Raw genomic sequence first — 22,879 nt, forward strand, 5'->3', positions numbered from 1 at the left:
TCCTGTCCATGATGGCGTAATGGGTCAACCCACTGTGCCGCGCACGACCAGCTTGGTGCGGATCGTCTCGGTCAGGGGCGGTGCGGTGCGGTGCTGCAGCCGCTGCAGGATCAGCCGCACCAGGGCGGCGACCCGCTCCTCGACGTCGATCTTGATGGTGGTCAGGTCGTAGCTGCGCCACGCCGCCTGGTCGATGTCGTCGAAGCCGACGACGCTGACCGCGTCGGGCACGCGCAGGCCCAGGCTGTGGCGCAGGGCGTCGAGCGCGCCGAAGGCGCTGACGTCGTTGGCGGCGAAGATCGCCTCGGCGCCGGGGCCGGCCCGGAACAGCTCCAGCGTGGCGTCGTAGCCGCGCTGGTAGCTGAAATCGCCCTCGATCACCGCGGCCGGCGGCAGGCCGCGCGCCGCCAGCACCTGCTGCAGCGTGCGCAGCCGCGCCACATTGGCCTGGGCCTTGGGATGGCCGGCGAGATAGGCGATGCGCCTGCGGCCGAAGCCGGACAGCAGCGCCACCGCCTGCTCGATGCCGTCGCGCTGCAGCACCCGCAGGCAGTCGAAGCGATTCATCGCCGATTCCGGCGGCGGGCCGGGGTCGGTGGCCTCGTCGGGATAGTCGACATAGACCGGCACCGCCTGATCGAAGGCGCGGTGCAACTGGTCCGGCGGCACGTTCTCGGTGAACACCACCACACTGTCGGGATTATAGGCCCGCATGTAGGACAGCAGCTTGGGATCCAGGCTGCGGTCGATCTGGGTCTTGAACAGCAGGGTGGCGAAGCCGCGGGCCTGCAGCGCCGTGGTCAGCGCGTCGATCTCAATGCCTTCCCAGGGGCTGCAGACATGCGGCACGATCACGCCGACCAGATGCGACCGCTGGGTGGCCAGGGCGCGGCCGGCCATGTTGGGGACGTAGCTCAGCTCCTCGGCGATCTGCAGCACCAGGGCCCGCTTGTCGGCCCGCAGTGGCGCCTTCGGATTGAAGGCGCGCGACACCGCGGCGCGCGACACCTGCGCCCGGTCGGCCACGATCTCGGCGATGGATTGCCCCTTCCGGGTCCCGTCCGCGCTTCCCACCTGGTCCTCTGCCGATCGATTGAAATCGCTTTCATCGAAGACTGGGGCGGAGGCCGCCGGACTGTCAAGCCGGGCCGTATGCCCCGGCCGAATTTCCCTCAGATTGGGCAATGTGAGGGCAGTGTGGGTAATCTCGAGGGGCCGAATATGGGGAATTCTCGTCTCGTCCAAGAGTGGTGGCAGCGCTGTTGACGACGGATTGAAAGCGTGTTCACTTTTGCCCAAGGCCGCGTCCCGAACCGAAGGACGCGCCCGCCATGGGAGGAGAGAGCGCATGACCGCACATCGCCTGGGACTGCTCGCCATCGGCCTCGCCGCCACCCTGTCCTGGGGTGCGCCGGCCCGGGCCGCCGACCTGTCGATCGTCTGCCGCTGCATCGATGGCGGCGTGAACGCCGAACTGGCCCGCTGGATCAAGGGCTGGGTGATTCCCGAATACGCCAAGACCTCCGCCGGAGCCGGCGACACCGTCACGCTGAAGCAGTTCGGCGGCACCGATGAGCAGCTGACCCAGCAGCTGGCGCTCGACTTCTCGACCGGGGCCGGCGCCGACATTTCCAGCTTCGACGGCTTCCTGATCCCCAGCTTCGTCGAGGGCGGGCTGCTCAAGCCGCTCGACGAGATCGCCGGATCGGAGGTCGACAGCTGGGACGGCTGGCCGCACATCTCGGCCGGCGCCCAGGCGCTGATGTCCTACCAGGGCAAGCGCTTCGGCCTGGCCGAGGGCACCGATGTCCGCGTCATCTTCTACCGCCGCGACCTGTTCGCGAAGGCCGGGCTGAAGGCCGATGGCTGGCAGCCGGCCAGCTGGGACGAGTTGCTGGCGACCGCCCGCGCCCTGAAGAAGGCCGCTCCCGACAGTTTCCCGCTGCAGATCAACGCCGGGGTCTCGATGGGCGAGGCCACGACGATGCAGGGCTACTACCCGCTGCTGCTCGGCGCCGGCGAAGCGCTGCAGGACAAGGACGGCAAATGGATCACCGCCAGCCCGGCGATCCTGGCGGCGCTGAAGCTGTACAAGACGATCTATGTCGACGAGCAGCTGGGCGACCAGCGGGCGCAGCTGCTGGCCGATGGCCGCAACCGCAGCTTCGCCAATTTCCGCGACGGCAAGACCGCGATGCTGGTCGAGGGCGACTGGTTCTACCGCTCGGTCACCGCACCCGGCAGCGAGTTTGCCGTGGCCGATCGCGACCACACCATGGGCTGGGCCAAGATCCCGGCCGAGGGCGCCGGCCGCGGGCTGGACGGGCGCGACTTCGTCACCATCTCCGGCGGCACCGGCTTCGTGCTGAACCCGAACACCGCCAATCCGAAGCAGGCCTGGGCGCTGCTGTCCTTCATGAACAGCCAGAAGGCGCTGACAGCCTATCAGGGCTTCGAGGAGCGGATCCGCATCCGCGACGACGTGCCGGTGCCGAACTCCGCCTTCCTGCAGCAGACCGCCAAGGCGCTGATGCCGATCACCACGGCGCGGCCGAACGACCCGAACTACGACAAGGTCTCGGCCGAGGCGCAGCGCATGACCGAAGCCGTGGTCTCCGGCAACGCCACGCCGGAGGAAGCGATGGCCCGCTACGGCGTGGCGGTGAAGAAGATCGTCGGCGACGCCAACACCGTCAGCAAGAGCTGAGGGTGAGGCCCCGCTTCGTAGGTTGGGTTCGCGGACGCGAACCCAACATCGGCGCCGGTTCGGGGGGATGGGTGTTGGGTTCGCCGACGCGAACCCAACCTACGCCGCCAACCCCTCCTGCGACGGGCGGGGAGACTCCATGATGAAGCGCGCCACCCTGCTGACCGCCCGCACCGGGGCGGCGTTCATGGTGCCGGCCGGGGTGCTGGTCGGGCTGTTCGTGGTGGTCCCGTTCTTCTGGATCATCGCGGTCAGCTTCACCAACCGGACGCTGCTGGGCCGCACCGCGCTGCACCCCGATTTCGTCGGGCTGCAGAACTACACCTCGCTGTTCGACAGCAGCTCGTTCTTCGCCCCCGGCGAATTCGGCGCCTCGCTGATCCTGACCATCCAGTTCGTGCTGCTGTCCGCCCTGGTCGGCCAGGCGGTGCTGGGCCTCTTGCTGGCCTGGCTGCTGCAGAACATCCCGCCGGCCCTGAAGGCCGCGGTCCAGGCGGCGGTGGTGGCGGCCTGGATCCTGCCCGAGGTGGTGATCGGCTTCGCCTGGTTCGCCTATCTCGACCGCGACGCCGGCACCCTCAACGGCGTGCTGCACACGCTCGGCCTGCCCGGCGCCGACTGGCTGCTGGACATGCCGTTCCTGGCGATCGTGGCGTTCAACACCTGGCGCGGCACCGCCTTCTCGATGATGCTGTTCTCCTCGGCCCTGCAGTCGATCCCGCCGAGCTATTTCGAGACCGCCAACGTGGTCGGCGCCTCGTCCTGGCAGAAGCTGCGCGACATCGCCCTGCCGCTGATCCGCGGGCATGTCGTCACCGACCTGATCCTGGTGACGATGTGGACCTTCAACGTGTTCACGCCCTTCCTGCTGACCGCCGGCGGCCCGTCCTTCCGCACCGAGATCCTGTCGATCTACACCTACCAGCTGGCCTTCAAGCATTTCGAATTCGGCCGCGGCGCCGCGGTCGGCGTCGTCATCATGCTGATCAACCTGGCCTTCGCCCTGGTCTATCTCGGCCTGGCGCGGCGGCGCCGGGCGGTGCGGGAGCATTGAGATGCCGCTGCGCAAGCTGGTGATCCGCATCCTGTTCTCCGGCGTGGCCGCGCTGATCGGCCTGGTCTTCGCCCTGCCGCTTCTCTGGTTCGTGCTGGCGCCGTTCAACGCCCGGGCGGAGCTCGGCCTGGCGGTGCCCGATCCGTTCACCCTGGCCAACTTCACCAAGGCCTTCGACAACGGCTTCGCCATGCGGGCCCTGCTGAACAGCCTGATCCAGAGCGTCGGCGGCGTCGCCCTGGTGACGGCCGCAGCGACGCTGGCGGCCTATGCCATGTCGCGGGCGCCGATCCCGGGCAAGGGCCCGATCACCTATCTGCTGCTGCTGTTCTCCTCCGTGGTCTCGGGCTCCGCCGCGATGGTGCCGATCTTCCTGATCGTCAGCGCCATCGGCCTGATCGACACCCACATCGCCGTCATCCTGGTCTTCGCCGGCGGCCTGCTGCCGACCGCGATGTTCATCCTGCGCGACTTCATCGACGGGCTGCCGCGCACCTATGAGGAATCGGCCCTGGTGGCCGGCGCCTCGCCGCTGCGCGCCTTCTTCGACGTCGCCCTGCCGGTGATCCGCCCCGGCGTGGTGGTGGTGGCGGTGTGGGCCTTCGTGCAGATCTGGGGCAGCTTCCTGATCCCCTTCGTCCTGCTGCGCAGCGAATCCCGGATGCCGGCCTCGCTCGCGATCTATTCCTACTACTCCGAGGCTGGCACCCCGATCGTCACCCTGCTGGCCGCCTATGCCGTAGTCTATTCGGCGCCGGTGGTGGCCCTCTACCTCTTCGTCAGCTGGAAGTTCGGGTTCCGGTTCTTCGGCGGCATCAAATCATGACAGTGCGGGAGTTCTGATGGCTTCGGTCAGCTTCGAGGGCGTGCAGAAGGCCTTCGGCACCCTCACGGTCGTGCGCGACATCAGCCTCGACATCGGCGACGGCGACTTCGTCTGCCTGCTCGGGCCGTCCGGCTGCGGCAAGACCACGACGCTGCGCATGGTGGCGGGGCTGGAACAGCCGACCGCCGGCCGCATCCTGATCGGCGGCGCCGACGTCACCCACAAGCCGCCGAAGGACCGCAACCTGTCGATGGTGTTCCAGGACTACGCGCTGTACCCCCACATGTCGCTGGGCCAGAACATCGGCTATCCCCTGAAGGTGCGCGGCGCCCCGGTGGAAGCGCGGCGCGGCCGGACCCAGGAGGTGGCCGACATCCTGCAGATCGGCCATCTGCTCGACCGGCTGCCGTCGCAGATCTCCGGCGGCCAGCAGCAGCGCGCCTCGCTGGCCCGCGCTTTGGTCCACCCGTCCCAGGTCTACCTGTTCGACGAACCGCTCTCCAACCTCGACGCCAAGCTGCGGCTGGAAGCGCGAGCCTTCCTGAACCACCTGCAGCGCGACATCGGCATGACCGCGGTCTACGTCACCCACGACCAGGCCGAGGCCATGGCGCTGGCCACCCGGATCGCGGTGATGGAGGCGGGGGAGGTGGTGCAGTACGCCCCGCCGCTGGAGGTGTATCGCCGCCCGGCCACCACCTTCGTCGCCGGCTTCGTCGGCAACCCGCCGATGAACCTGGTGCCAGCCGAGGCCACCCTGCGCGACGGCGCCGCGATCCTGGTGGCGGAGGGGCTGCAGGCGCCGCCGCTGCCGCTGTGGGACGCGCTGGCCCGGGCGATCGACCGCAACGGCCGCGTCACCCTCGGCATCCGGCCGGAGCATCTGCGCATCGCGGGCGACGAGCCGGGCTGGCGCCTGTCGGGCGGGCTGTTCGCCAATGAGGGCATGGGGCCGGAAAGCCTGGTGACCATGCTGATGTCGGGCGACCGCCGCGTCACCGCCCGGATCTTCGGCGACGACCCGATCCAGCTCGGCCGCGACGTGCGGCTCGGTTTCCGGCCCGAGGATGCGGTGATGTTCGACGCCGAGGGCCGGCGGATCCCGGGGGTAGAGGAGGGGGCGCGGTGAGCTTCGCCGGCCGGCACGACCAGGCGCTGACCGTCCGGGTGACGGCGGCGGATGCGGCGGCCGGGCCCTATCTGCCGGTGCCGGTCGAGATCCCGGCGGGCACCACCCGGATCGACGTCGCCATGGCCTATGCCAAGGCCGGCGACTGCATCATCGACCTCGGCCTGATGGATCCGCGGGCCACCGGCTTCCCCAGCCCGGCCGGCTTCCGCGGCTGGAGCGGCGGCGCCCGCGACAGCTTCTTCGTCGCCACCGACGACGCCACCCCCGGCTATGTCCCAGGCCCGATCCCGCCCGGCGCCTGGACCATCCTGCTCGGCCTGTACCGGGTGCCGTCCGGCGGTGCCGAGGTGGCGCTGTCGATCCAGCTCGACGACGCAGCGCGGCCGCTGTGGTCGCCCGAACCGGCGGCGGAGGTCGACGACCCCATCCCCGGCTGGTATCGCGGCGACCTGCACTGCCACACCCATCACAGCGACGCCAAGGGCGCGCCGGAGGTGCTGCATGAGGCGGCGCGGCGGGCGGGCCTGCGCTTCCTGGCGGTGACCGATCACAACACCATCACCCAGCGCCGCTATTTCGCGCCGAGAAGCAGCAAGGACCTCGTCTTCATCCGTGGCGAGGAGGTCACCACGGCCGCGGGCCACGCCAACGTGTTCGGCGCCGATTCCTGGATCGACTTCCGGATGACGGCGCCGGCCGATGCGCACCGGCTGGCGGCCATGGTCCACCGCGCCGGTGGGCTGCTGTCGATCAACCACGACAAGCCGCCGATTCCGTGGCGGCACGAGCTGCCGATGCTGGACTGCATGGAGGTCTGGCAGTCGCACTGGTTCACCGGCAACTGGATCTCGCTGGCGCGCTATGACGAGCGGCTGCGGGCCGGGTGGCGCATCTCGCTGATCGGCGGCAGCGACTGGCACCAGCCGGCCGCGCTGGCGCCGCCCGGGCCGCTCGGGCTCGGCCGGCCGACCACGGCGCTGTGGCTGCCGGAGCTGTCGGAGGCTGCTGTGCTGCGGGCTGTGCGGGCTGGCCGCGGCTATGTCACCGAAGGGCCGGACGGGCCGCATCTCAGCATCACCGCCGACGGCGTGCCGATGGGCGGGTCCCATCCCGGCGAGGGCGAGTGGATGGTGGAGGCGGAGATCCGCGGCGCGGCCGGCGACCGGCTGGTCTGGGTCGACGCCGGCGGCATCGTCGCCGAGCAGGAGATCCCGGAGGACCGCTGGACCGCCCGCCTGACCCTGCCGTCGCCGGACCGCTTCCTGCGTGCCGAGATCGTCGCCGAGGCCAGCCGCGACCGGCTCGAGGCCGAATTCCTGCAGGCGCTGCAGGGGCGTAGCCTGCCCGCCGGCGTCACCCGCCAGGACATCGCCACCCAGCCGCTGCGCCGGGCGCTGAGCAATCCGGTCTATGTCGACCGCGGGACCAGGCCGGGCTGACGCCAGCCTCGGATGGTTTCGCCCTCAGGTCACGCTGCGCTCCAGCGCCGGGATCTGCCGCAGCCGGGCCGCGTCCCGGCCCGGCGGGGCGCCGAACAGGCGGCGGTATTCGCGGCTGAACTGCGACGGGCTGTCATAGCCGACGCTGAAGCCCACGCTGGCGACGTCCTCGGCCGCCGCCAGCAGCCGGGCGCGGGCCTCCTGCAGCCGGATCTGCTTCTGGAACTGCAGCGGGCTCATGGTGGTCACGCCGCGGAAATGTCGGTGCAGCGACGTGGTGCTCATCCCCGCCACCCGGGCCAGATCCTCGATCCGGAAGATCTCGGCATAATGGGTGCGGATCCAGCGGATGGTCCGGCCGACCTGCGACAGGCGGCTGTCGGCCAGGCCGATCTGGCGCAGCATGGCGCCATGCCCGCCGGTCAGCAGCCGCCACAGGATCTCGCGTTCGATCATCGGGCGCAGCATGGCGGCATCCTGCGGGCGGTCCAGCAGGCGCAGCAGTCGCACACAGGCCTCGAGCAGTTCGGGCGGGGCGTGGCTGACGGCCATGGCGGGAGATTCGGCGGCGAAGCGGTCGTCGCCATCCATCTCGAGCAGCAGGGCGGCGATGGTGGCCGGATGCAGCGCCATGCCGAAGGCCAGGAACGGCTCTTCGGCGCTGGCCCGAGTGACATGGCCGGTCAGCGGCAGGTCGAGCGACACCACCATGTGCTGGCCCGCGCCGTATTCGAACACCCTGCCGCCCAGCACCGTCCGCTTCGCGCCCTGGACGATCACGCCGAAGGCCGGTTCCGAGACGTGCAGGACCGGCTCGGTGGTGACGGGCGACGCCATCACCCGGACGCCGGGAAGGGGCGTGGCCATGCTGCCGGGGACGGCGTGGCGGGTGATCAGCGAGCGCAGTTCGGCGAGCGGTTCCATGGCGCCATTCCGCCAGCACGCCGCGCAAAGCACAAGCCGCAACCGCATGATACGCTCATGGTTGGCAGGATCGTACAAGAATGCGGGCGCATCGATCTACCGCCGCCGGGTCGCCGCATGATCCCATGAAGGCTCCGTAGCGATGGAGTCGGCGATGCCGAAAACATGGTTTGTCACGGGCGCCGGCCGCGGGCTCGGCGTCCAGATCGCGAAGGCCGCCCTGCGGGCCGGCGACCGCGTCGTGGCCTCGGGCCGCAACCGGGCCGCGGTCAGCGACAGTCTGGGACCGGACGGCGACCGGCTGCTGGCGGTCGAACTCGACGTCACCAGCCTGGACCAGGCGGAGGATGCGGTCGCTGCCGCGGTGTCGCGCTTCGGCGGCATCGACGTGCTGGTGAACAATGCCGGATACGGCCATCTCGGCTTCTTCGAAGAGGTGTCCATGCAGGACGTCCGGGCCCAGTTCGCCCCCAACCTGTTCGGGGTGTTCAACGTCAGCTGGGCGGCGCTGCCGGCGATGCGGTCCGCGCGCCGGGGGCGGATCTTCAACATCTCGTCGATCGGCGGCTTCGCCGGAGGGGAGCTGGCCTCGCTGTACTGCGCCAGCAAATTCGCCCTCGAAGGCTACTCGGAATCCCTGGCGAAGGAAATCGCCCCGTTCGGGCTGTTCTTGACCATCGTCGAGCCGGGCGCGTTCCGCACCGACTTCCTCTCCGGCGACTCGCTCCGCTTCGGCGACAGGACCGTGGCCGATTACGACGACCGGCGGGCCCGGCTCCACACGTCCTTCGAACAGCGCGACGGGCAGCAGCCGGGCGATCCCGAGAAGCTGGCCGACGCGCTTGTGCTGCTGTCGGGCGAGGCCGAGCCGCCGCTGCGCTTCGCCGCCGGGTCGATCGCCGTCGCCGCGGCCGAGGCCAAGCTGGCCAGCCTGCGCACCGAACTCGACCGCTGGCGGTCGCTGTCCGTCGGCACCGACTACGCCACCTAGCGGCCGATCCATCCCCACGCATCCGCGCGGCCCGCTCGGGGCCGCCGGTCCCCCCTCAGCGATCGAAGAGACCCGTCATGTCACTCAATTCCTATGTCAGCCTCGGCCGCTCCGGCCTGCGCGTCAGCCCGTTCTGCCTGGGCACCATGACCTTCGGCGAGGAATGGGGCTGGGGGTCGAGCCCGGCCGAGGCCGAGGCGATCCTGACGGAATACCTCGAACGCGGCGGCAACTTCATCGACACCGCCAACATCTACACCCTTGGCCATTCCGAGAAGATCATCGGCGACTTCTTTGCCCAGCGGAAAGGCCGGCGCGACCGCGCCGTCATCGCCACCAAGTTCTTCGGCAACCTCTATCTCGGCGACCCCAATGGCGGCGGGGCCGGGCGCAAGGCGATCATGGAGCAGTGCGACCAGTCGCTGCGCCGGCTGCAGACCGACTACATCGACCTCTACTGGCTGCACAACTGGGATCGCACGGCGCCGATCGAGGAGACGCTGCGGGCGATGGACGACCTGGTGGCGGCCGGCAAGGTCCGCTATCTCGGCATCTCCGACGTGCCGGCCTGGAAGGTGGCCCAGGCCCAGGCCATCGCCCAGTTCCGCGGCTGGGCGCCGCTGATCGCGCTGCAGATCGAATACTCCCTGCTGCAGCGCACGGTCGAAGGCGAGCTGACGCCGATGGCGCAGGAGCTGGGCCTGGGCGTGATGCCGTGGAGCCCCCTGAAGGGCGGCTGGCTGTCGGGCAAGTACAGCCGCGAGAACGCCGGCACCGTGACCTCCGACCGGGCGGCCCTGGTCGGCATGCCGGCCGAGCGCGACCATCTCATCATCGATGCGGTCAAGGCCGTGGCCGCGGAGCAGGAGGCCAGCCCGGCGGCGGTGGCGCTGGCCTGGGTGCAGGGACGGCCGGGCGTGGCCTCGACTCTGATCGGCGCGCGGCGGATCGACCAGCTGCAGGCCAACATCGCGGCCCTCGACATCACGCTGACCGACGCCCAGGTCGCGGCGCTGGACGAGGCCTCGAAGCCCAGCCTGGCGTTCCCGGCCGACATCAACCGGCTGCTGGCGCCGAATCTGGCCTTTGCCGGGGCGAAGGTCGACGGCCTGCAGACCACGGCCTATCCGCTGCTGACCCGGACCGCGACCCGTTACTGACGGGGCCTGCGCCCGGGCTTGCCGGGCGGCCCAATACCGGAATTCCCTGGATCTCGATGGGATCGGCTGCGCCGTGGTGATCTTCTTCGGCCGGTCGATCCGGCTGCCGGAGAAGTAGGCCGGAGCTGCCGGCAGCCGCCGTTCCACCGAGCGCACATCTCGGCGAACGGCCTCTACGGCAGGCGTCTGTGATCCGCGCCGATCCTCGATCGGGCGCTGAAACCACGCCTCTTCCCATGCGGAAACCGACGCCTTCGCCGGCGCCTTTCGCGCCGCGCATGGCGGATCGGATTTCCGCCACACTCTGATCCCCTTGCGTTCCTGCCCCGTTCGGCGGTATCAGGGCGCCGCATGCCGCAATGCGACCATCGGTCCGAATTCCGACCGCAGGCCGCCGCGGCGCCCCGATGCGGCGGAGCGAAGCGGCATCCGGGGGCAACGGATTTTGTGTGGTCGTTCAAAGTCGTGGAAAATCAGCGGGTTATAGAATTCGATCCGCGCATCGTTTCGATTGTTTCCGACCTAGCGTCTCCCTATACTCCGCGCCGCCCAGGCCCGGAGAAGGCCGGCACGTCAGACAGTGAGTGGTTGTTTGCGATGACAGCGATGCTTCTGCCTCCGGATTATCATCCGTCGGATGACGAAGACTTCATGAATCCGATGATGCTGGAGTACTTCCGGCGAAAGCTTCTGAAGTGGCGGGCCGAGCTCCTCGCCGAATCCAACGCGACCCTGAGCAGCCTGCAGGATGGCGGCATCCAGGAGCCGGATCTGACCGATCGGGCCTCCGCCGAGACCGACCGCTCGCTTGAGCTCAGGACCCGCGACCGCGAGCGCAAGCTCCTGTCCAAGATCGATTCGGCGATGCGCCGGATCGAGGACGGCAGCTACGGCTTCTGCGAGGAGACGGGCGAGCCGATCGGCGTCAAGCGGCTGGAGGCGCGCCCGACGGCGACCTTGAGCCTCGAGGCGCAGGAGCGCCACGAGCGGCTGGAGCGTACCCACCGCGACGATTGATCCGCACACGGCGCCGAAAGGCGCCGTTCTCGTCTTCGCCGTCTCCGGAGGGCCGTTTCCGGTCTTCGCGGTCGAAACGCGCGTTCGCACCTCCGCCTCGGCCCCGGCTCGTGCTAAGGTGCCGGCGGGGCATTCAGATCGAGGGTTTTCGATGTATCGTGGCGCAGCGCTTATCGCCGCTCTTCTCGCTGTCTCGGCCTGCGGGATCGATCCGGTGAGTCCGAAGGAGACCCGCGTCGACTATGCGGGTTTCATCAACAGTGCGGATCAGGCCGCCATCTACGCCAATTCGCAATGCGCCAAGATCAACCGCCTGGCCGTGTTCAAGGCCGAGGACGTGATCGATGGCCGGAAGGGCGCGACCTTCCAGTGCCTGGCGGTACCGAAATGCTATCCGGCCGAAGCGTCGGCCCCCGGCCAGCCGGTCGGCCTGACGCCCGGGGCCGCGATGCCCGTCTCCGCGCCGGGCGCCGCGACTCCGGCGGCGCGGAACGCGCCCTATGTGGTCCCGGCCACCGCTGCTTCGCGGTTCCCCGGCGGGGTCGTGGCAATGGCGCCGGTCTCCGGCCACCGCGACCGCCGTGCCACGCGCCGGGCCAGCGGGCCTGCCGACAACGCGGCGGACGACAACACCTACATTCCCTACGCCGCCGTCCCGGTGGCCGCGGGCGCGCCGCCGCAGCGGGTGCCGGCCTTCGCGACGATCGGCGTCCCCACCGGCCCCAACCCGGTCTCGGTCCCGGAGGAATCCGCTGGCCCGCGACCGGTCGGCTCCTTCGCCTCCACCGCGGCTGGCACCTGGCAGCAGGCGGTGACCTGCAAGCCGAACGACACCCTGCCGCTCGCCACCGACCGGCTGCTCGACCTGTACTGAGGCCCGTTCCGGCCCAGGGCGCCATCCGGCGTCCCGGGCCGCATTTTTTCCAGCCTCAGCCCTCCGGCATCGACCGGATCGGCAGGTGGATGTCGGTAACGAGCTCCGCGGCCGGAGTCGTGCGCGGGTCGTTTAGGTACTCCTCGAAGATCGGCGCTTCCGCCGGCTCGGCGCCGCTGGTCGGCAGCCAGGTCCGGTACAGCCAGGCGTAGGACCGCTCCAGCTCGGCATAGGGGCCGGTGTGCCGCAGCACGGCATAGGGGCCGCCGGCGACGGTCAGGATGGCGACGCCGTCCTCCGCCGCGATGCCCTCGGGCACCTCCAGGCAGGCATCGGCGCGCAGGTCGGCGGCGGCGACCGCCCCCGGGTCGTCGTGGTAGAGGCCCAGGCTGCGGGTGGCCTGCCCCAGCAGCTGGCGGGCGCGGGCCCAGGCCACCAGGGTGTCGAAGCTGCGGCCGATCTCCAGATAGGGGCCGGTGTGCCGCACGGCGGCGACTCGGATCGGCGCCAGGGTGCGGCAGGTCACGTCGGGCATGATGGTATCTCCTTCGGTTGGGGCGAAGGGGAACGACCGGCGCGTGTTGCGATAGGCGCCCGGCGGCCGGCCATAGGCGCCGGCGAAGGCGCGGCTGAAGGCGGCGGTGCTGCCGTAGCCGGCGCGGCGGGCGACCGTCGCCATCGCCGTCTCGGCTTCCAGCAGGGTGCCCGCCGCGCGATGCAGCCGCAGCCGCCGCACCGTATCGGCCACCGTCTCGCCCAGCAGGTACCGGTAGGCCCGGTGGAAATGGTAAGGCGAGAAGCAGGCGACCGCCGCCAGCCGGTCGAGATCGATCGGGTCGTCGAGATGGTCGGCGATGTGGTCGATCACCCGCTGGATGCGGGCAAGGTGGCGGTCGAGCGTGGCGTCCTTCGGCATCGATTCGTTCTCCCGGTCCCAGTGCTAGCCCGGTACGCCTTGATCCTGCTTGCGAAGTTCCGGTTGCGGAAGGGGGCTGTACAAGGCGTATTGCTCGGCGTGAACAAAACGTGTACAAGGACTGCATTGACGTGGCCGCGGCGCCATGCAACTGGAAAGGGACAGGTGATGTCGATCCCGACTCTCCGTGTTGTGGAAAGAGCCCCGATGGACAAGACCAAGGCGCTTGAAGCCGCCCTGACCCAGATCGAACGCGCCTTCGGCAAGGGGTCGGTGATGAAGCTCGGGGCACGGCCCCAGGTCGAGGCCGAGGTGATCTCGAGCGGCTCGCTGGGCCTCGACATCGCGCTCGGCATCGGCGGGCTGCCGAAGGGCCGGATCATCGAGATCTACGGCCCGGAAAGCTCGGGCAAGACCACTCTGGCGCTGCATGTCGTGGCCGAGGCGCAGAAGGCCGGCGGCACCTGCGCCTATGTCGACGCGGAACATGCGCTGGACCCCGGCTATGCCCGCAAGCTGGGCGTCAACATCGACGAGCTGCTGATCTCGCAGCCCGATGCCGGCGAACAGGCGCTGGAGATCACCGACACGCTGGTCCGCTCCGGCGCGATCGACGTGATCGTGATCGACTCGGTCGCCGCGCTGGTGCCGCGGGCCGAGCTCGAGGGCGAGATGGGCGACAGCCAGCCCGGCCTGCAGGCGCGGCTGATGAGCCAGGCGATGCGCAAGCTCACCGGCTCGATCTCGCGCTCCAACACCCTGGTCGTCTTCATCAACCAGATCCGGCTGAAGATCGGCGTGATGTTCGGCAACCCGGAGACGACGACCGGCGGCAACGCGCTGAAGTTCTACTCCTCGGTCCGGCTCGACATCCGCCGCATCGGCGCGATCAAGGACCGCGAGACCGTCACCGGCAACCAGACCCGGGTCAAGGTGGTGAAGAACAAGATGGCGCCGCCGTTCCGCGTCGTCGAATTCGACATCATGTACGGCGAAGGCATCTCGAAGACCGGCGAACTGCTCGACCTCGGCGTCCAGGCCGGGGTGGTCGAGAAGTCGGGCGCCTGGTTCTCCCATGACGGCCAGCGCATCGGCCAGGGCCGCGAGAACGCCAAGGTCTTCCTGCGCGACAATCCCGAGGTGGCGAAGACGGTCGAGGCCAAGATCCGCGGCAATGCCGGGCTGGTCTCCGACAAGATGATGGCGACGGGCGGCCCCGACGAGGGCGACGCCGCCGAGGAGTGATCCGCGCCGGGCTGCTCCCGACGGATTTGCGACAGAGAAGGCCCGGGTTTCCGGGCCTTTTCCGTTGCCGCGCGGATCGTGCTATGTCCCAGCCCATGATTGCTCTGCCTGCGACCGACCCGACCCCGATCGTCACCCGCTTCGCCCCCAGCCCGACCGGCCTGCTGCATGTCGGCAATGTCCGCACCGCCCTGGTCTGCTGGCTCGCCGCCCGCGCCTCGGGCGGCCGCTTCCTGCTGCGGCTCGACGACACCGACACCGAACGGGGCAGCGCCGAATTCGCCGCGGCGATCGAGCAGGACCTGCTCTGGCTCGGCCTCGGCTGGGACGGCTTCTCGCGCCAGTCCGACCGCACCGGCCGCTATCAGGCGGCGCTCGACCGGCTCAAGCAGTCCGGCCGGCTCTACCCCTGCTACGAGACGGCGGAGGAGCTGGAGCTCAAGCGCAAGAGCCTGCTGGCCCGCGGCCTGCCGCCGCTCTACGACCGCGCCGCTTTGGCCCTGACCGACGCCGACCGCGCCCGGCTGGAGGCCGAGGGCCACCGGCCGCATTGGCGCTTCCGGATGGCGGATGGGCCGGTCGAATGGCAGGACAAGGTCCGCGGCCGGGTCCATTTCGAGGGCCGCGACATCTCCGACCCCGTGCTGGTGCGCGAGGATGGACGGGCGCTCTACCACATCGGCTCGGTGGTCGACGACGCCGAGATGGGCATTACCCTGGTGGTGCGCGGCGAGGACCATGTCGCCAACACCGCGATGCACATCCAGTTGGCCGAGGCGCTGGGCGCCGTTCCGCCCAGCTATGCCCACACCTCGCTGATCGCCGACGCCGAGGGCCACGGCCTGTCCAAGCGCCTCGGCAGCCTGTCGCTGCGCAGCCTGCGCGGCGAGGGCATCGAGCCGATGGCGGTGGCCAGCCTGCTGGCCAAGCTCGGCACCTCCGACCCGATCGAGCCGCGGCTGTCGCTCGGCCAGCTGGCGGCGGAATTCGACTTCGCCAAATTCTCCCGCACCACCCCGCGCTTCGACCCGGCCGAGCTGCAGCGCCTCAACAGCCGCATCCTGCACGAGACGCCCTATGCGGCGGTGCGCGACCGGCTCGCCGCCCTCGGTCTCGGCGCGGTGGACGAGGCGGCCTGGGCGGTTCTGCGCCCGAACCTGCAGCGCCTGGACGATGCCGCCGGCTGGTGGCGGGTGGTGACCGGGCCGGTCGGGCCGGTCGTCGCCGACGCCGCGCTGCTCGAGGCCGCGGCCGCGGTGCTGCCGCCGGAGCCCTGGGGCGACGCCACCTGGGGCGAATGGACCGCGGCGGTGCGCGACCGCACCGGGATCAAGGGCAAGCCGCTGTTCCTGACCTTGCGCCTGGCGCTGACCGGGCTCGACCACGGCCCCGAACTGCGCGGCCTGCTGCCGCTGATCGGGCGGGAGCGGGTGGCGGCGCGGCTGGCCGGCCGCGCGGCATGACGTCCCGGCATACCAAATCTTAACCCGGCCCCCCTTGGCGGCACCCCGCCGGCCGGGTTAAGAAGCGATCATGACCGACGAGACTTCGCCTGCCCAAGAGACCCCGGCGCTGCCGGTGGCCGCGGTCTTCCTCGATGTCGCCTCGCTCGCCGCTGACGAGCCGGAGGGCCTTGCCCGTATCCTCGGCGCGCTCGACACCGTCTGCCGCCCGGCCCGGCGCATCGCCTATGCCGATTGGGCGGCCTTGCCGGATCTGCGCAGCGTCGCCCACCGCCACGGCTTCGACCAGGTCCAGACCACCGAGACCGAGCCGGGCCGCGACGCCGCCGCGCTACGCCTGGTGGTCGACGCCCTGGAGGTCGCGCTGATCGACGGCGATGTCGGCACCGTCGTGCTGGTGACCGGCAGCGCCGCGCTGCTGCCGCTGGTGCGCAGCCTGCGCCGCCACGGCCGGCAGGTGATCGGCATCGGTCCGGCCCGCCGCACCGACCCGCTGTTCCAGGCGGAATGCGACCGCTTCGTCGATTGCGCGCTCCTCGGCCGCCCGATTCCCGCCGCAATACCGGCCCGGCTCTCGGCCACGCTCCCGATGGCTCCCCGCCCGGCCGCGGCCACCCGCCGGCCCGAACCAGCCCCGGCTCTGCGCCCGGAGCCTGCACCGACTCCGCGCTTGGCCGAGCCGGCGCCGCGGCTGCGCGTCGGCCCGCCCGCCGTCGCGAAGCCCGGCCGCCTCGGCCCGGCTATGGCGACCGAGGCGCCGCGCCAGCCCGCCCAGGCCCGCGCCCACCGCCCGTCGCTGACCGCCCAGTTCGACGAGCCGGAGGCCGGCCCCGCCGGGCCGCCGCTGATGGCCGGCGCGCCGGTGGTGCCGCAGCGCAAGGGCTGGTTCGGCAAGCGTCGCTGACCGGGCTGCCTTGCGGCCGGAACCTTGGACGCCACGGGCCTGATCTGGTAATCGTCGCGGTCCCGACCGACCGGCCGGACCGCAAGCCAGACCAGTAGGATTCCGACCCGTGGCGCTCACCCTGCACAACACGCTCAGCCGGACGAAGGAAGCCTTCGTCCCGATCGACCCGAGCCATGTGCGCATGTATGTCTGCGGCCCCACGGTCTATGACTACGCCCATATCGGCAACGCCCGGCCGATCGTGGTGTTCGACGTGCTGTACCGGCTGCTGCGGTCGCAGTATCCGCGGGTGACGTACGTCCGCAACATCACCGACATCGACGACAAGATCATCGAGCGGGCGAAGGCCAACGGCGAGACCATCGGCGCGCTGACCCAGCGCACCGGCGAGGTCTTCGCCGAGGACATGGCCGCCCTGGGCGCCCGGGTGCCGGACATCCAGCCGCGCGCCACCGAGCATATCCCTCAGATGGTCGACATGATCGGCACCCTGGTTGCCAAGGGCAATGCCTACGCCGCCGAGGGCCACGTGCTGTTCAACGTGCCGTCGATGCCGGATTACGGCCAGCTGTCGCGCCGCAACCGCGACGAGCAGATCGACGGCGCCCGGGTGGATGTCGCGCCCTACAAGCGGGATCCGGCCGATTTCGTGCTGTGGAAGCCATCGGCCGACGACCAGCCGGGGTGGGACAGCCCCTGGGGCCGCGGCCGGCCGGGCTGGCATATCGAGTGCTCGGCCATGGCGGCCGCCCATCTCGGCGACATCTTCGACATCCATGCCGGCGGCATCGACCTGGTGTTCCCGCACCATGAGAACGAGATCGCGCAGAGCCGCTGCGCCCACGGCACCCCAGCCATGGCGCGCTACTGGCTGCACAACGGCTTCCTGATGGCCGAAGGCGAGAAGATGTCGAAATCGCTCGGCAACTTCTACACGCCGCGCGAGCTGCTGGAAGAGTTCCCCGGCGAGGCGCTGCGCTACACCCTGCTATCCGGCCATTACCGCCAGCCCTTCGACTTCACCAAGGAGGGCGTGCGGCAGGCGCGGGCGGCGCTGGACCGACTGTACGGCGCCCTGCGCGGCGCCGGGGCGGTGGCGGCGATCGAGCCGAAGGATGCGCCGCACCTGGTGCGCAGCGCGCTGGAGGACGACCTCAACACCTCGCAGGCCCTGGCCGCGCTGCACGATCTGGCGGGGGCGCTGAACAAGACCACCGATCCGGTGCTGCAGGCCCGGCTGAAGGGCGAGATCCTGGCCGGCGGCGCGCTGCTGGGCCTGCTGGAGCAGGACCCGGAGGACTGGTTCCGCTGGCAGCCCAAGGCCGGGGCGGGCCTGACCGATGCCGAGATCGAGACGCTGATCGCCGACCGGCGGGCGGCGCGGGCGGCCAAGAACTTCGCCGAGGCCGACCGCATCCGCGACCAGCTGGTCGCGGCCGGCGTCGCGCTCGAAGACAAGCCGGACCGCACCTTGTGGCGCCGGGAATGGTGAGGCGATGAGCGAGCGGCTCTACCTGTTCGACACCACGCTGCGCGACGGGGCGCAGACCCAGGGCGTGGACTTCTCGGTCGCCGACAAGATCGCCATCGCCCGGCGGCTGGACGCGCTGGGCATCGACTATGTCGAGGGCGGCTGGCCGGGCGCGAACCCGACCGACGACGCGCTGTTCGCGGCGCCGCCGAAGATGAACCACGCCCTGTTCACCGCCTTCGGCATGACCCGGCGGCCGGGGCGCAGCGCCGCCAACGACCCTGGCCTGTCGGCGCTCTTGAACAGCGGCGTGCCGGCGATCTCGATCGTCGGCAAGACCTGGGATTTCCATGTCGACATCGCACTGGGCATCCCGCGCGAGGAGAACATCGAGCTGATCCGCGACAGCGTCGCCGAGGTGGTCGGGCGCGGCCGCGAGCTCGGCTTCGACTGCGAGCATTTCTTCGACGGCTACAAGGCCAACCCGGACTACGCCCTGGCCTGCGCCAAGGCGGCGTTCGAGGCCGGCGCGCGCTGGGTGGTGCTGTGCGACACCAATGGCGGCACCCTGCCGCATGAGGTGAGCGAGATCGTCACCGCCGTGGCCCGCCACATCCCGGGCGACCGGCTGGGCATCCACACCCATGACGACACCGGCAACGCCGTGGCCAACACCCTGGCGGCGGTGCGGGCGGGGGTGCGCCAGGTCCAGGGCACGCTGAACGGCCTGGGCGAGCGCTGCGGCAACGCCAACCTGATCACCCTGATCCCGACCCTGGCCCTGAAGATGGGCTTCGAGACCGGGGTGACCGAGGCCGGGCTGGCCTCGCTGACCGAGCTCAGCCACTGGTTCGACGAGCGGCTGGACCGCGCGCCGCAGACCAGCGCGCCCTATGTCGGCGGCCGCGCCTTCGCCCATAAGGGCGGGCTGCACGCGTCGGCCATCGCCAAGGATCCGCGCTCCTACGAGCACATGGCGCCGGAGCGGGTGGGCAACCGCCGGCACCTCGTGGTCTCCGACCAGGCCGGGCGGTCGAACATCCTGGCGCGCTTCGCCGAGATCGGCGTTCCCATCGACCCCAAGGACCGCAATGTCGAGCGGCTGGTCGACCTGGTGAAGCAGCGCGAGTTCGAGGGCTATTCCTACGACACCGCCGCCGCCAGCTTCGAGCTGCTGGCCCGGCGCATGCTGGGCCAGGTGCCGTCCTTCTTCACCATGGAGCGCTTCACCGTGGTCGATGAGCGGCGCTTCAACGCCCGCGGCGAGATCGTCCAGGAATCCGAGGCCACGGTGCTGGTCCGGGTCGGCGACAGGACCCTGCACGAGGTCTCCTTCGGCAACGGCCCGGTCAACGCGCTCGACAACGCCATGCGCAAGGCGCTGGAGCCGGCCTATCCCGCGCTGAAGCCGCTGCGCCTGGTCGACTTCAAGGTCCGCATCCTCCGCTCCAACGACGGCACCGGGGCCATGCCGCGGGTGATGATCGAGACCGAGGATTCGGACGGCAGCCGCTGGTCGACCATCGGGGTCTCGACCAACATCATCGACGCGTCCTTCGAGGCGCTGGGCGACAGCTTCACCACCAAGCTGCTGCGCTCCGGCGCCGCCCCGATCTGATGGCCGGCACCGACCAGACCCAGACGCCGCGCACCGGCGGCCCGGCGATCATCCTGATCGAGCCGCAGATGGGCGAGAACATCGGCACCGCGGCGCGGGCGATGCTGAATTGCGGCCTGACCGACCTGCGCCTGGTGCGGCCGCGCGACGGTTGGCCGAACCCCAGGGCGGTGCCGACCGCCTCCGGCGCCGACGCCGTGCTGGACCAGGTCCGGGTGTTCGAGCGGACCGAGGATGCGATCGCCGGCCTCACCGCCGTCTACGCCACCACGGCGCGGCTGCGCGACCAGCTGAAGCCGGTGGTGACGCCGCGCCGGGCGGCGGAGGAGATGCGGGCGCATCACGCCGTGGGCACGAATTGCGGCATTCTGTTCGGGCCGGAGCGGGCCGGCATGACCAATGACGACGTCGCCCTGGCCGACGCTGTGGTCAACGTGCCGCTGAACCCGGCCTTCTCCTCGCTGAACCTGGCCCAGGCCGTGTTGCTGGTGTCCTACGAATGGTTCACCGCCGGCGACGCGACGCCGGAACGGCAGCTGTCCTATGAGGACGACACCCCGCCCGCGACCAAGGACCAACTGGTCAACATGTTCGAGCATCTCGAACAGGCGCTCGACGCCCGCGGCTTCTTCCGGGTGCCGGAAAAGCGGCCGAGCATGCAGCGCAACATCCGCGCCTTCCTGCAGCGGGCCCAGCTGTCGACCCAAGAGGTGCGGACGCTGCACGGCATCATCGTCGCCTTGTCCGGCCTGCGGAAGGAATCGGGCGGGGAGTAGGGCGCGCCCCGTCTGACGTTGCACAGGCGCGGCCTTCTGCGTATCCTGATGGCAAGGGGTTATTCGCGATTGCCCCGTGAGGCGACAGCCTGAATATCGCGTCCATGCTCCCGACACGGGACGGACGCTCATGCCATCGAACACTGAAATCACCGTTTCTCAGCTTTCCCGCCTCATCGGCATGCCGAAGGCGCCGATGATCGTCGACGTGCGCACGGACGAGGACTACGACGCCGACACGCGGCTTCTGCCCACCGCCATCCGCCGCGATTTCAAGGCGGTCCCGGCGTGGGCCTCCGGGTTCGCCCATCGGCACGTCGTGGTCGTCTGCCAGCGCGGCCAGAAGCTCAGCCAGGGGGTCGCGGCCTGGCTGCGCCATGAGGGCGCCGAGGCGGAGTCGCTGGAAGGCGGTTTCGAGGCCTGGCGCGATGCCGGCGGGCTTCTGGTCTCCGTCGACAAGCTGCCGCCGCGCGATGCCTCGGGCCGGACGGTCTGGGTGACGCGCGCCCGGCCGAAGGTCGATCGCATCGCCTGCCCCTGGCTGATCCGCCGCTTCGTCGATCCGGATGCCGTCTTCCTGTTCGTGGCGCCCGCCGAGGTGCCCCTGGTGGCGGACCGGTTCGGCGCGACGCCCTTCGACATCGATGGTGTGTTCTGGAGTCATCGCGGCGAAACCTGCACCTTCGACACGATGGTCGGGGAGTTCGGGCTGCGGGCCGAGGCCCTGGATCGCCTGGCCGTGATCGTGCGGGCGGCCGACACCGCCCGGCTCGACCTCGTGCCCCAGGCCGCCGGCTTCCTGGCGGCCGCCCTCGGCCTGTCGCGGATGTTCCGCGACGATCTGGAGCAGCTGGACGCCAGCATGGTGCTCTACGATGCCTTGTATCGCTGGTGCAGGGACGCGACCGAGGAAACCCACAACTGGCCCTCCACCACCAAGCCGGCGTGAGGGCGGATCATGTCCACGATTTCGACAGCGGCCTCCGGATCCTCGGAGGCCGCCCGGCCCAGTTTCGGCGAGGCGCTGAAGGTCTGGGCCAGGATCGGTCTTCTCAGCTTCGGGGGGCCGGCCGGCCAGATCGCGCTGATGCACCGGATGCTGGTGGATGAGCGGCGCTGGATCGGCGAGCAGCGGTTCCTGCATGCGCTGAACTATTGCATGCTGCTGCCGGGACCGGAGGCGCAGCAGCTGGCGATCTACATCGGCTGGCTGCTGCACCGGACGGCGGGCGGGCTGGTGGCCGGCATCCTGTTCGTGCTGCCGGGCGCGTTCGTGATGCTCGGCCTCAGCATCCTCTATGCCTGCTTCCGGCAGGTGCCTGTGGTCGACGCGATCTTCTTCGGCGTGAAGGCCGCGGTCCTGGCCGTGGTCATAGAGGCTGTGATCCGCATCGGCCGCCGGGCGCTCAAAAATCGCGCGATGATCGCCATCGCAGCGGCGGCCTTCGTCGGCATCTATGCGCTAAGGATACCCTTTCCGATCATCGTGCTCGCGGCCGGCATCATCGGCTGGATCGGCAGCAGGCATGCGCCGGCATCCTTCACCGGCGCCGGTCACAAGGCCGGTGCAGCGGGGCCAGCCTTTGTCGGTGTGGTCGACGCGATGTTCGAGCGCGGCGAACTGACCCATGCCGAGCCGTCCTGGTCCCGCGCCGTTCGGGTGCTGGCGATCTGGCTGCCCCTCTGGTTGGGGCCGGTCGTGCTGGTGTGGGCGTTCACAGGCTCAGCCAGCGTGTGGACCCAGATCGGCGGCTTCTTCAGCACGATGGCCGTGATCACTTTCGGCGGCGCCTATGCCGTGCTGGCCTATGTCGCCCAGGCGGCCGTCGACACGTTCGGCTGGCTCGGGCCGGGGGAGATGGCCGACGGTCTCGGCCTGGCCGAGACGACGCCGGGGCCCCTCATCATGGTGCTCCAGTTCGTCGGCTTTCTCGCGGCGTTCCGAGACCCCGGCGGGTTGAACCCGATCGTCGCCGGCGGCCTCGGCGCCCTTCTCACCACATGGGTCACCTTCGCCCCATGCTTCATGTGGATCTTCCTCGGTGCGCCCTATGTCGAGACGCTGCGCGGCAACCGCGCCGTCTCTGCGGCGTTGTCGGCCATCACCGCTGCCGTGGTCGGGGTCATCCTCAACCTGGCCCTTTGGTTCGCGCTGCATGTGATGTTCCGCGCGGTGGTGACGGTCGAGGTACTCGGCGTCGGCCCCGACCTGCCCGTCCTCTCGTCTCTGGACTGGCGGGCCGCCTGCCTGGCCGGGGCCTCGATGGTTGCCATGCTGCACTTCAGGGTCGGCATGATCCCGACGCTGATCGGCAGCGCAGCCGCCGGGGCCGCGCTCTTGTGGCTGACGGCGTGAGGA

At 70.2% G+C, this 22,879-nt stretch carries 20 protein-coding genes; 17 read left to right on the top strand and 3 right to left on the bottom strand.

Features of this window, described 5'->3' with window-relative positions; translation table 11 throughout:
* Nucleotides 1-24: 24 nt before the first annotated feature.
* Nucleotides 25-1,074, bottom strand: coding sequence for a LacI family DNA-binding transcriptional regulator (locus E9232_RS31775; protein ID WP_309801164.1), 1,050 nt, complete (start codon nt 1,072-1,074; stop codon nt 25-27).
* A 274-nt stretch (nt 1,075-1,348) separates the two neighbouring features.
* Here E9232_RS31775 and E9232_RS31780 point away from each other — a divergent pair, with 274 nt between their 5' ends.
* The 5 genes from E9232_RS31780 (at nt 1,349) to E9232_RS31800 (ending at nt 7,158) form a co-directional block, all read left to right on the top strand.
* Complete coding sequence (locus tag E9232_RS31780) at nt 1,349-2,707, top strand: extracellular solute-binding protein (RefSeq protein WP_309801166.1); 1,359 nt, start codon at nt 1,349-1,351, stop codon at nt 2,705-2,707.
* Between the two features lie 139 nt (nt 2,708-2,846).
* Nucleotides 2,847-3,761, top strand: coding sequence for a carbohydrate ABC transporter permease (locus E9232_RS31785; RefSeq protein ID WP_309801167.1), 915 nt, complete (start codon nt 2,847-2,849; stop codon nt 3,759-3,761).
* Between the two features lies 1 nt (nt 3,762).
* Entirely contained in the window at nt 3,763-4,587 is an 825-nt protein-coding gene (locus tag E9232_RS31790) for a carbohydrate ABC transporter permease (RefSeq protein WP_309801169.1), read from the top strand.
* 16 nt (nt 4,588-4,603) lie between these two features.
* Nucleotides 4,604-5,716: an ABC transporter ATP-binding protein gene (locus E9232_RS31795; protein ID WP_309801171.1), complete on the top strand. Its 1,113-nt coding sequence runs from the start codon at nt 4,604-4,606 to the stop codon at nt 5,714-5,716.
* A complete protein-coding gene (locus tag E9232_RS31800) occupies nt 5,713-7,158 on the top strand; it encodes a CehA/McbA family metallohydrolase (RefSeq protein ID WP_309801172.1) in 1,446 nt (481 codons plus the stop codon). The genes E9232_RS31795 and E9232_RS31800 overlap by 4 nt, the downstream gene beginning before the upstream one ends.
* 24 nt (nt 7,159-7,182) lie before the next feature.
* On the opposite strand, the gene E9232_RS31805 is transcribed toward E9232_RS31800, so the two are convergent.
* Nucleotides 7,183-8,082 carry an AraC family transcriptional regulator gene (locus E9232_RS31805; protein ID WP_309801174.1) on the bottom strand — a complete coding sequence of 300 codons (900 nt, stop codon included), beginning with the start codon at nt 8,080-8,082 and terminating at the stop codon, nt 7,183-7,185.
* A gap of 154 nt (nt 8,083-8,236) precedes the next feature.
* Here E9232_RS31805 and E9232_RS31810 point away from each other — a divergent pair, with 154 nt between their 5' ends.
* The 4 genes from E9232_RS31810 (at nt 8,237) to E9232_RS31825 (ending at nt 12,124) form a co-directional block, all read left to right on the top strand.
* Nucleotides 8,237-9,073: an SDR family NAD(P)-dependent oxidoreductase gene (locus tag E9232_RS31810; protein ID WP_309801177.1), complete on the top strand. Its 837-nt coding sequence runs from the start codon at nt 8,237-8,239 to the stop codon at nt 9,071-9,073.
* Between the two features lie 77 nt (nt 9,074-9,150).
* A complete protein-coding gene (locus E9232_RS31815; protein WP_309801180.1) occupies nt 9,151-10,233 on the top strand; it encodes an aldo/keto reductase in 1,083 nt (360 codons plus the stop codon).
* A gap of 597 nt (nt 10,234-10,830) precedes the next feature.
* Nucleotides 10,831-11,250 (top strand): RNA polymerase-binding protein DksA, encoded by a 420-nt coding sequence (gene dksA / locus E9232_RS31820; RefSeq protein WP_309801322.1) that lies wholly within the window; start codon nt 10,831-10,833, stop codon nt 11,248-11,250.
* Between the two features lie 214 nt (nt 11,251-11,464).
* Entirely contained in the window at nt 11,465-12,124 is a 660-nt protein-coding gene (locus E9232_RS31825) for a hypothetical protein (protein WP_309801182.1), read from the top strand.
* Between the two features lie 55 nt (nt 12,125-12,179).
* Here the strand turns inward: E9232_RS31825 and E9232_RS31830 are convergent, their stop codons facing one another.
* Nucleotides 12,180-13,040 (bottom strand): AraC family transcriptional regulator, encoded by an 861-nt coding sequence (locus E9232_RS31830; RefSeq protein WP_309801184.1) that lies wholly within the window; start codon nt 13,038-13,040, stop codon nt 12,180-12,182.
* A gap of 168 nt (nt 13,041-13,208) precedes the next feature.
* Here E9232_RS31830 and recA point away from each other — a divergent pair, with 168 nt between their 5' ends.
* From recA to chrA, 8 genes are all read left to right on the top strand, one after another.
* Nucleotides 13,209-14,285, top strand: coding sequence for a recombinase RecA (gene recA, locus E9232_RS31835; RefSeq protein WP_441722951.1), 1,077 nt, complete (start codon nt 13,209-13,211; stop codon nt 14,283-14,285).
* Between the two features lie 83 nt (nt 14,286-14,368).
* The gene (gene gltX / locus E9232_RS31840; protein WP_309801187.1) at nt 14,369-15,748 is read left to right on the top strand and encodes a glutamate--tRNA ligase; all 1,380 of its coding nucleotides are present in this window, start codon (nt 14,369-14,371) and stop codon (nt 15,746-15,748) included.
* A 70-nt stretch (nt 15,749-15,818) separates the two neighbouring features.
* Entirely contained in the window at nt 15,819-16,652 is an 834-nt protein-coding gene (locus E9232_RS31845) for an NYN domain-containing protein (RefSeq protein ID WP_309801190.1), read from the top strand.
* A 109-nt stretch (nt 16,653-16,761) separates the two neighbouring features.
* Complete coding sequence (gene cysS, locus E9232_RS31850; protein ID WP_309801192.1) at nt 16,762-18,147, top strand: cysteine--tRNA ligase; 1,386 nt, start codon at nt 16,762-16,764, stop codon at nt 18,145-18,147.
* Nucleotides 18,148-18,151: 4 nt separating this feature from the next.
* Nucleotides 18,152-19,744 (top strand): citramalate synthase, encoded by a 1,593-nt coding sequence (gene cimA / locus E9232_RS31855; protein WP_309801193.1) that lies wholly within the window; start codon nt 18,152-18,154, stop codon nt 19,742-19,744.
* Nucleotides 19,744-20,520, top strand: a complete 777-nt coding sequence (locus tag E9232_RS31860) for an RNA methyltransferase (protein WP_309801194.1) — start codon at nt 19,744-19,746, stop codon at nt 20,518-20,520. The genes cimA and E9232_RS31860 overlap by 1 nt, the downstream gene beginning before the upstream one ends.
* A gap of 76 nt (nt 20,521-20,596) precedes the next feature.
* Entirely contained in the window at nt 20,597-21,469 is an 873-nt protein-coding gene (locus tag E9232_RS31865) for a chromate resistance protein ChrB domain-containing protein (RefSeq protein ID WP_309801195.1), read from the top strand.
* A gap of 9 nt (nt 21,470-21,478) precedes the next feature.
* Nucleotides 21,479-22,876 (top strand): chromate efflux transporter, encoded by a 1,398-nt coding sequence (chrA, locus tag E9232_RS31870; RefSeq protein WP_309801197.1) that lies wholly within the window; start codon nt 21,479-21,481, stop codon nt 22,874-22,876.
* Nucleotides 22,877-22,879 lie beyond the last annotated feature (3 nt).

This window comes from Inquilinus ginsengisoli (assembly GCF_031453975.1).
Lineage (GTDB): Bacteria > Pseudomonadota > Alphaproteobacteria > DSM-16000 > Inquilinaceae > Inquilinus > Inquilinus ginsengisoli_A.

What these genes read in the sequence shown, in the direction of transcription:
- cimA (WP_309801193.1), top strand. Translation starts at nt 18,152, where the DNA reads ATGAGCGAGCGGCTCTACCTGTTCGACACCACGCTGCGCGACGGGGCG.
- recA (WP_441722951.1), top strand. Translation starts at nt 13,209, where the DNA reads ATGTCGATCCCGACTCTCCGTGTTGTGGAAAGAGCCCCGATGGACAAG.
- E9232_RS31780 (WP_309801166.1), top strand. Translation starts at nt 1,349, where the DNA reads ATGACCGCACATCGCCTGGGACTGCTCGCCATCGGCCTCGCCGCCACC.
- E9232_RS31805 (WP_309801174.1), bottom strand. Translation starts at nt 8,082, where the DNA reads ATGGAACCGCTCGCCGAACTGCGCTCGCTGATCACCCGCCACGCCGTC.
- E9232_RS31830 (WP_309801184.1), bottom strand. Translation starts at nt 13,040, where the DNA reads ATGCCGAAGGACGCCACGCTCGACCGCCACCTTGCCCGCATCCAGCGG.
- E9232_RS31860 (WP_309801194.1), top strand. Translation starts at nt 19,744, where the DNA reads ATGGCCGGCACCGACCAGACCCAGACGCCGCGCACCGGCGGCCCGGCG.
- E9232_RS31785 (WP_309801167.1), top strand. Translation starts at nt 2,847, where the DNA reads ATGATGAAGCGCGCCACCCTGCTGACCGCCCGCACCGGGGCGGCGTTC.
- E9232_RS31810 (WP_309801177.1), top strand. Translation starts at nt 8,237, where the DNA reads ATGCCGAAAACATGGTTTGTCACGGGCGCCGGCCGCGGGCTCGGCGTC.
- E9232_RS31845 (WP_309801190.1), top strand. Translation starts at nt 15,819, where the DNA reads ATGACCGACGAGACTTCGCCTGCCCAAGAGACCCCGGCGCTGCCGGTG.
- dksA (WP_309801322.1), top strand. Translation starts at nt 10,831, where the DNA reads ATGACAGCGATGCTTCTGCCTCCGGATTATCATCCGTCGGATGACGAA.
- E9232_RS31815 (WP_309801180.1), top strand. Translation starts at nt 9,151, where the DNA reads ATGTCACTCAATTCCTATGTCAGCCTCGGCCGCTCCGGCCTGCGCGTC.
- E9232_RS31795 (WP_309801171.1), top strand. Translation starts at nt 4,604, where the DNA reads ATGGCTTCGGTCAGCTTCGAGGGCGTGCAGAAGGCCTTCGGCACCCTC.
- gltX (WP_309801187.1), top strand. Translation starts at nt 14,369, where the DNA reads ATGTCCCAGCCCATGATTGCTCTGCCTGCGACCGACCCGACCCCGATC.
- E9232_RS31790 (WP_309801169.1), top strand. Translation starts at nt 3,763, where the DNA reads ATGCCGCTGCGCAAGCTGGTGATCCGCATCCTGTTCTCCGGCGTGGCC.
- chrA (WP_309801197.1), top strand. Translation starts at nt 21,479, where the DNA reads ATGTCCACGATTTCGACAGCGGCCTCCGGATCCTCGGAGGCCGCCCGG.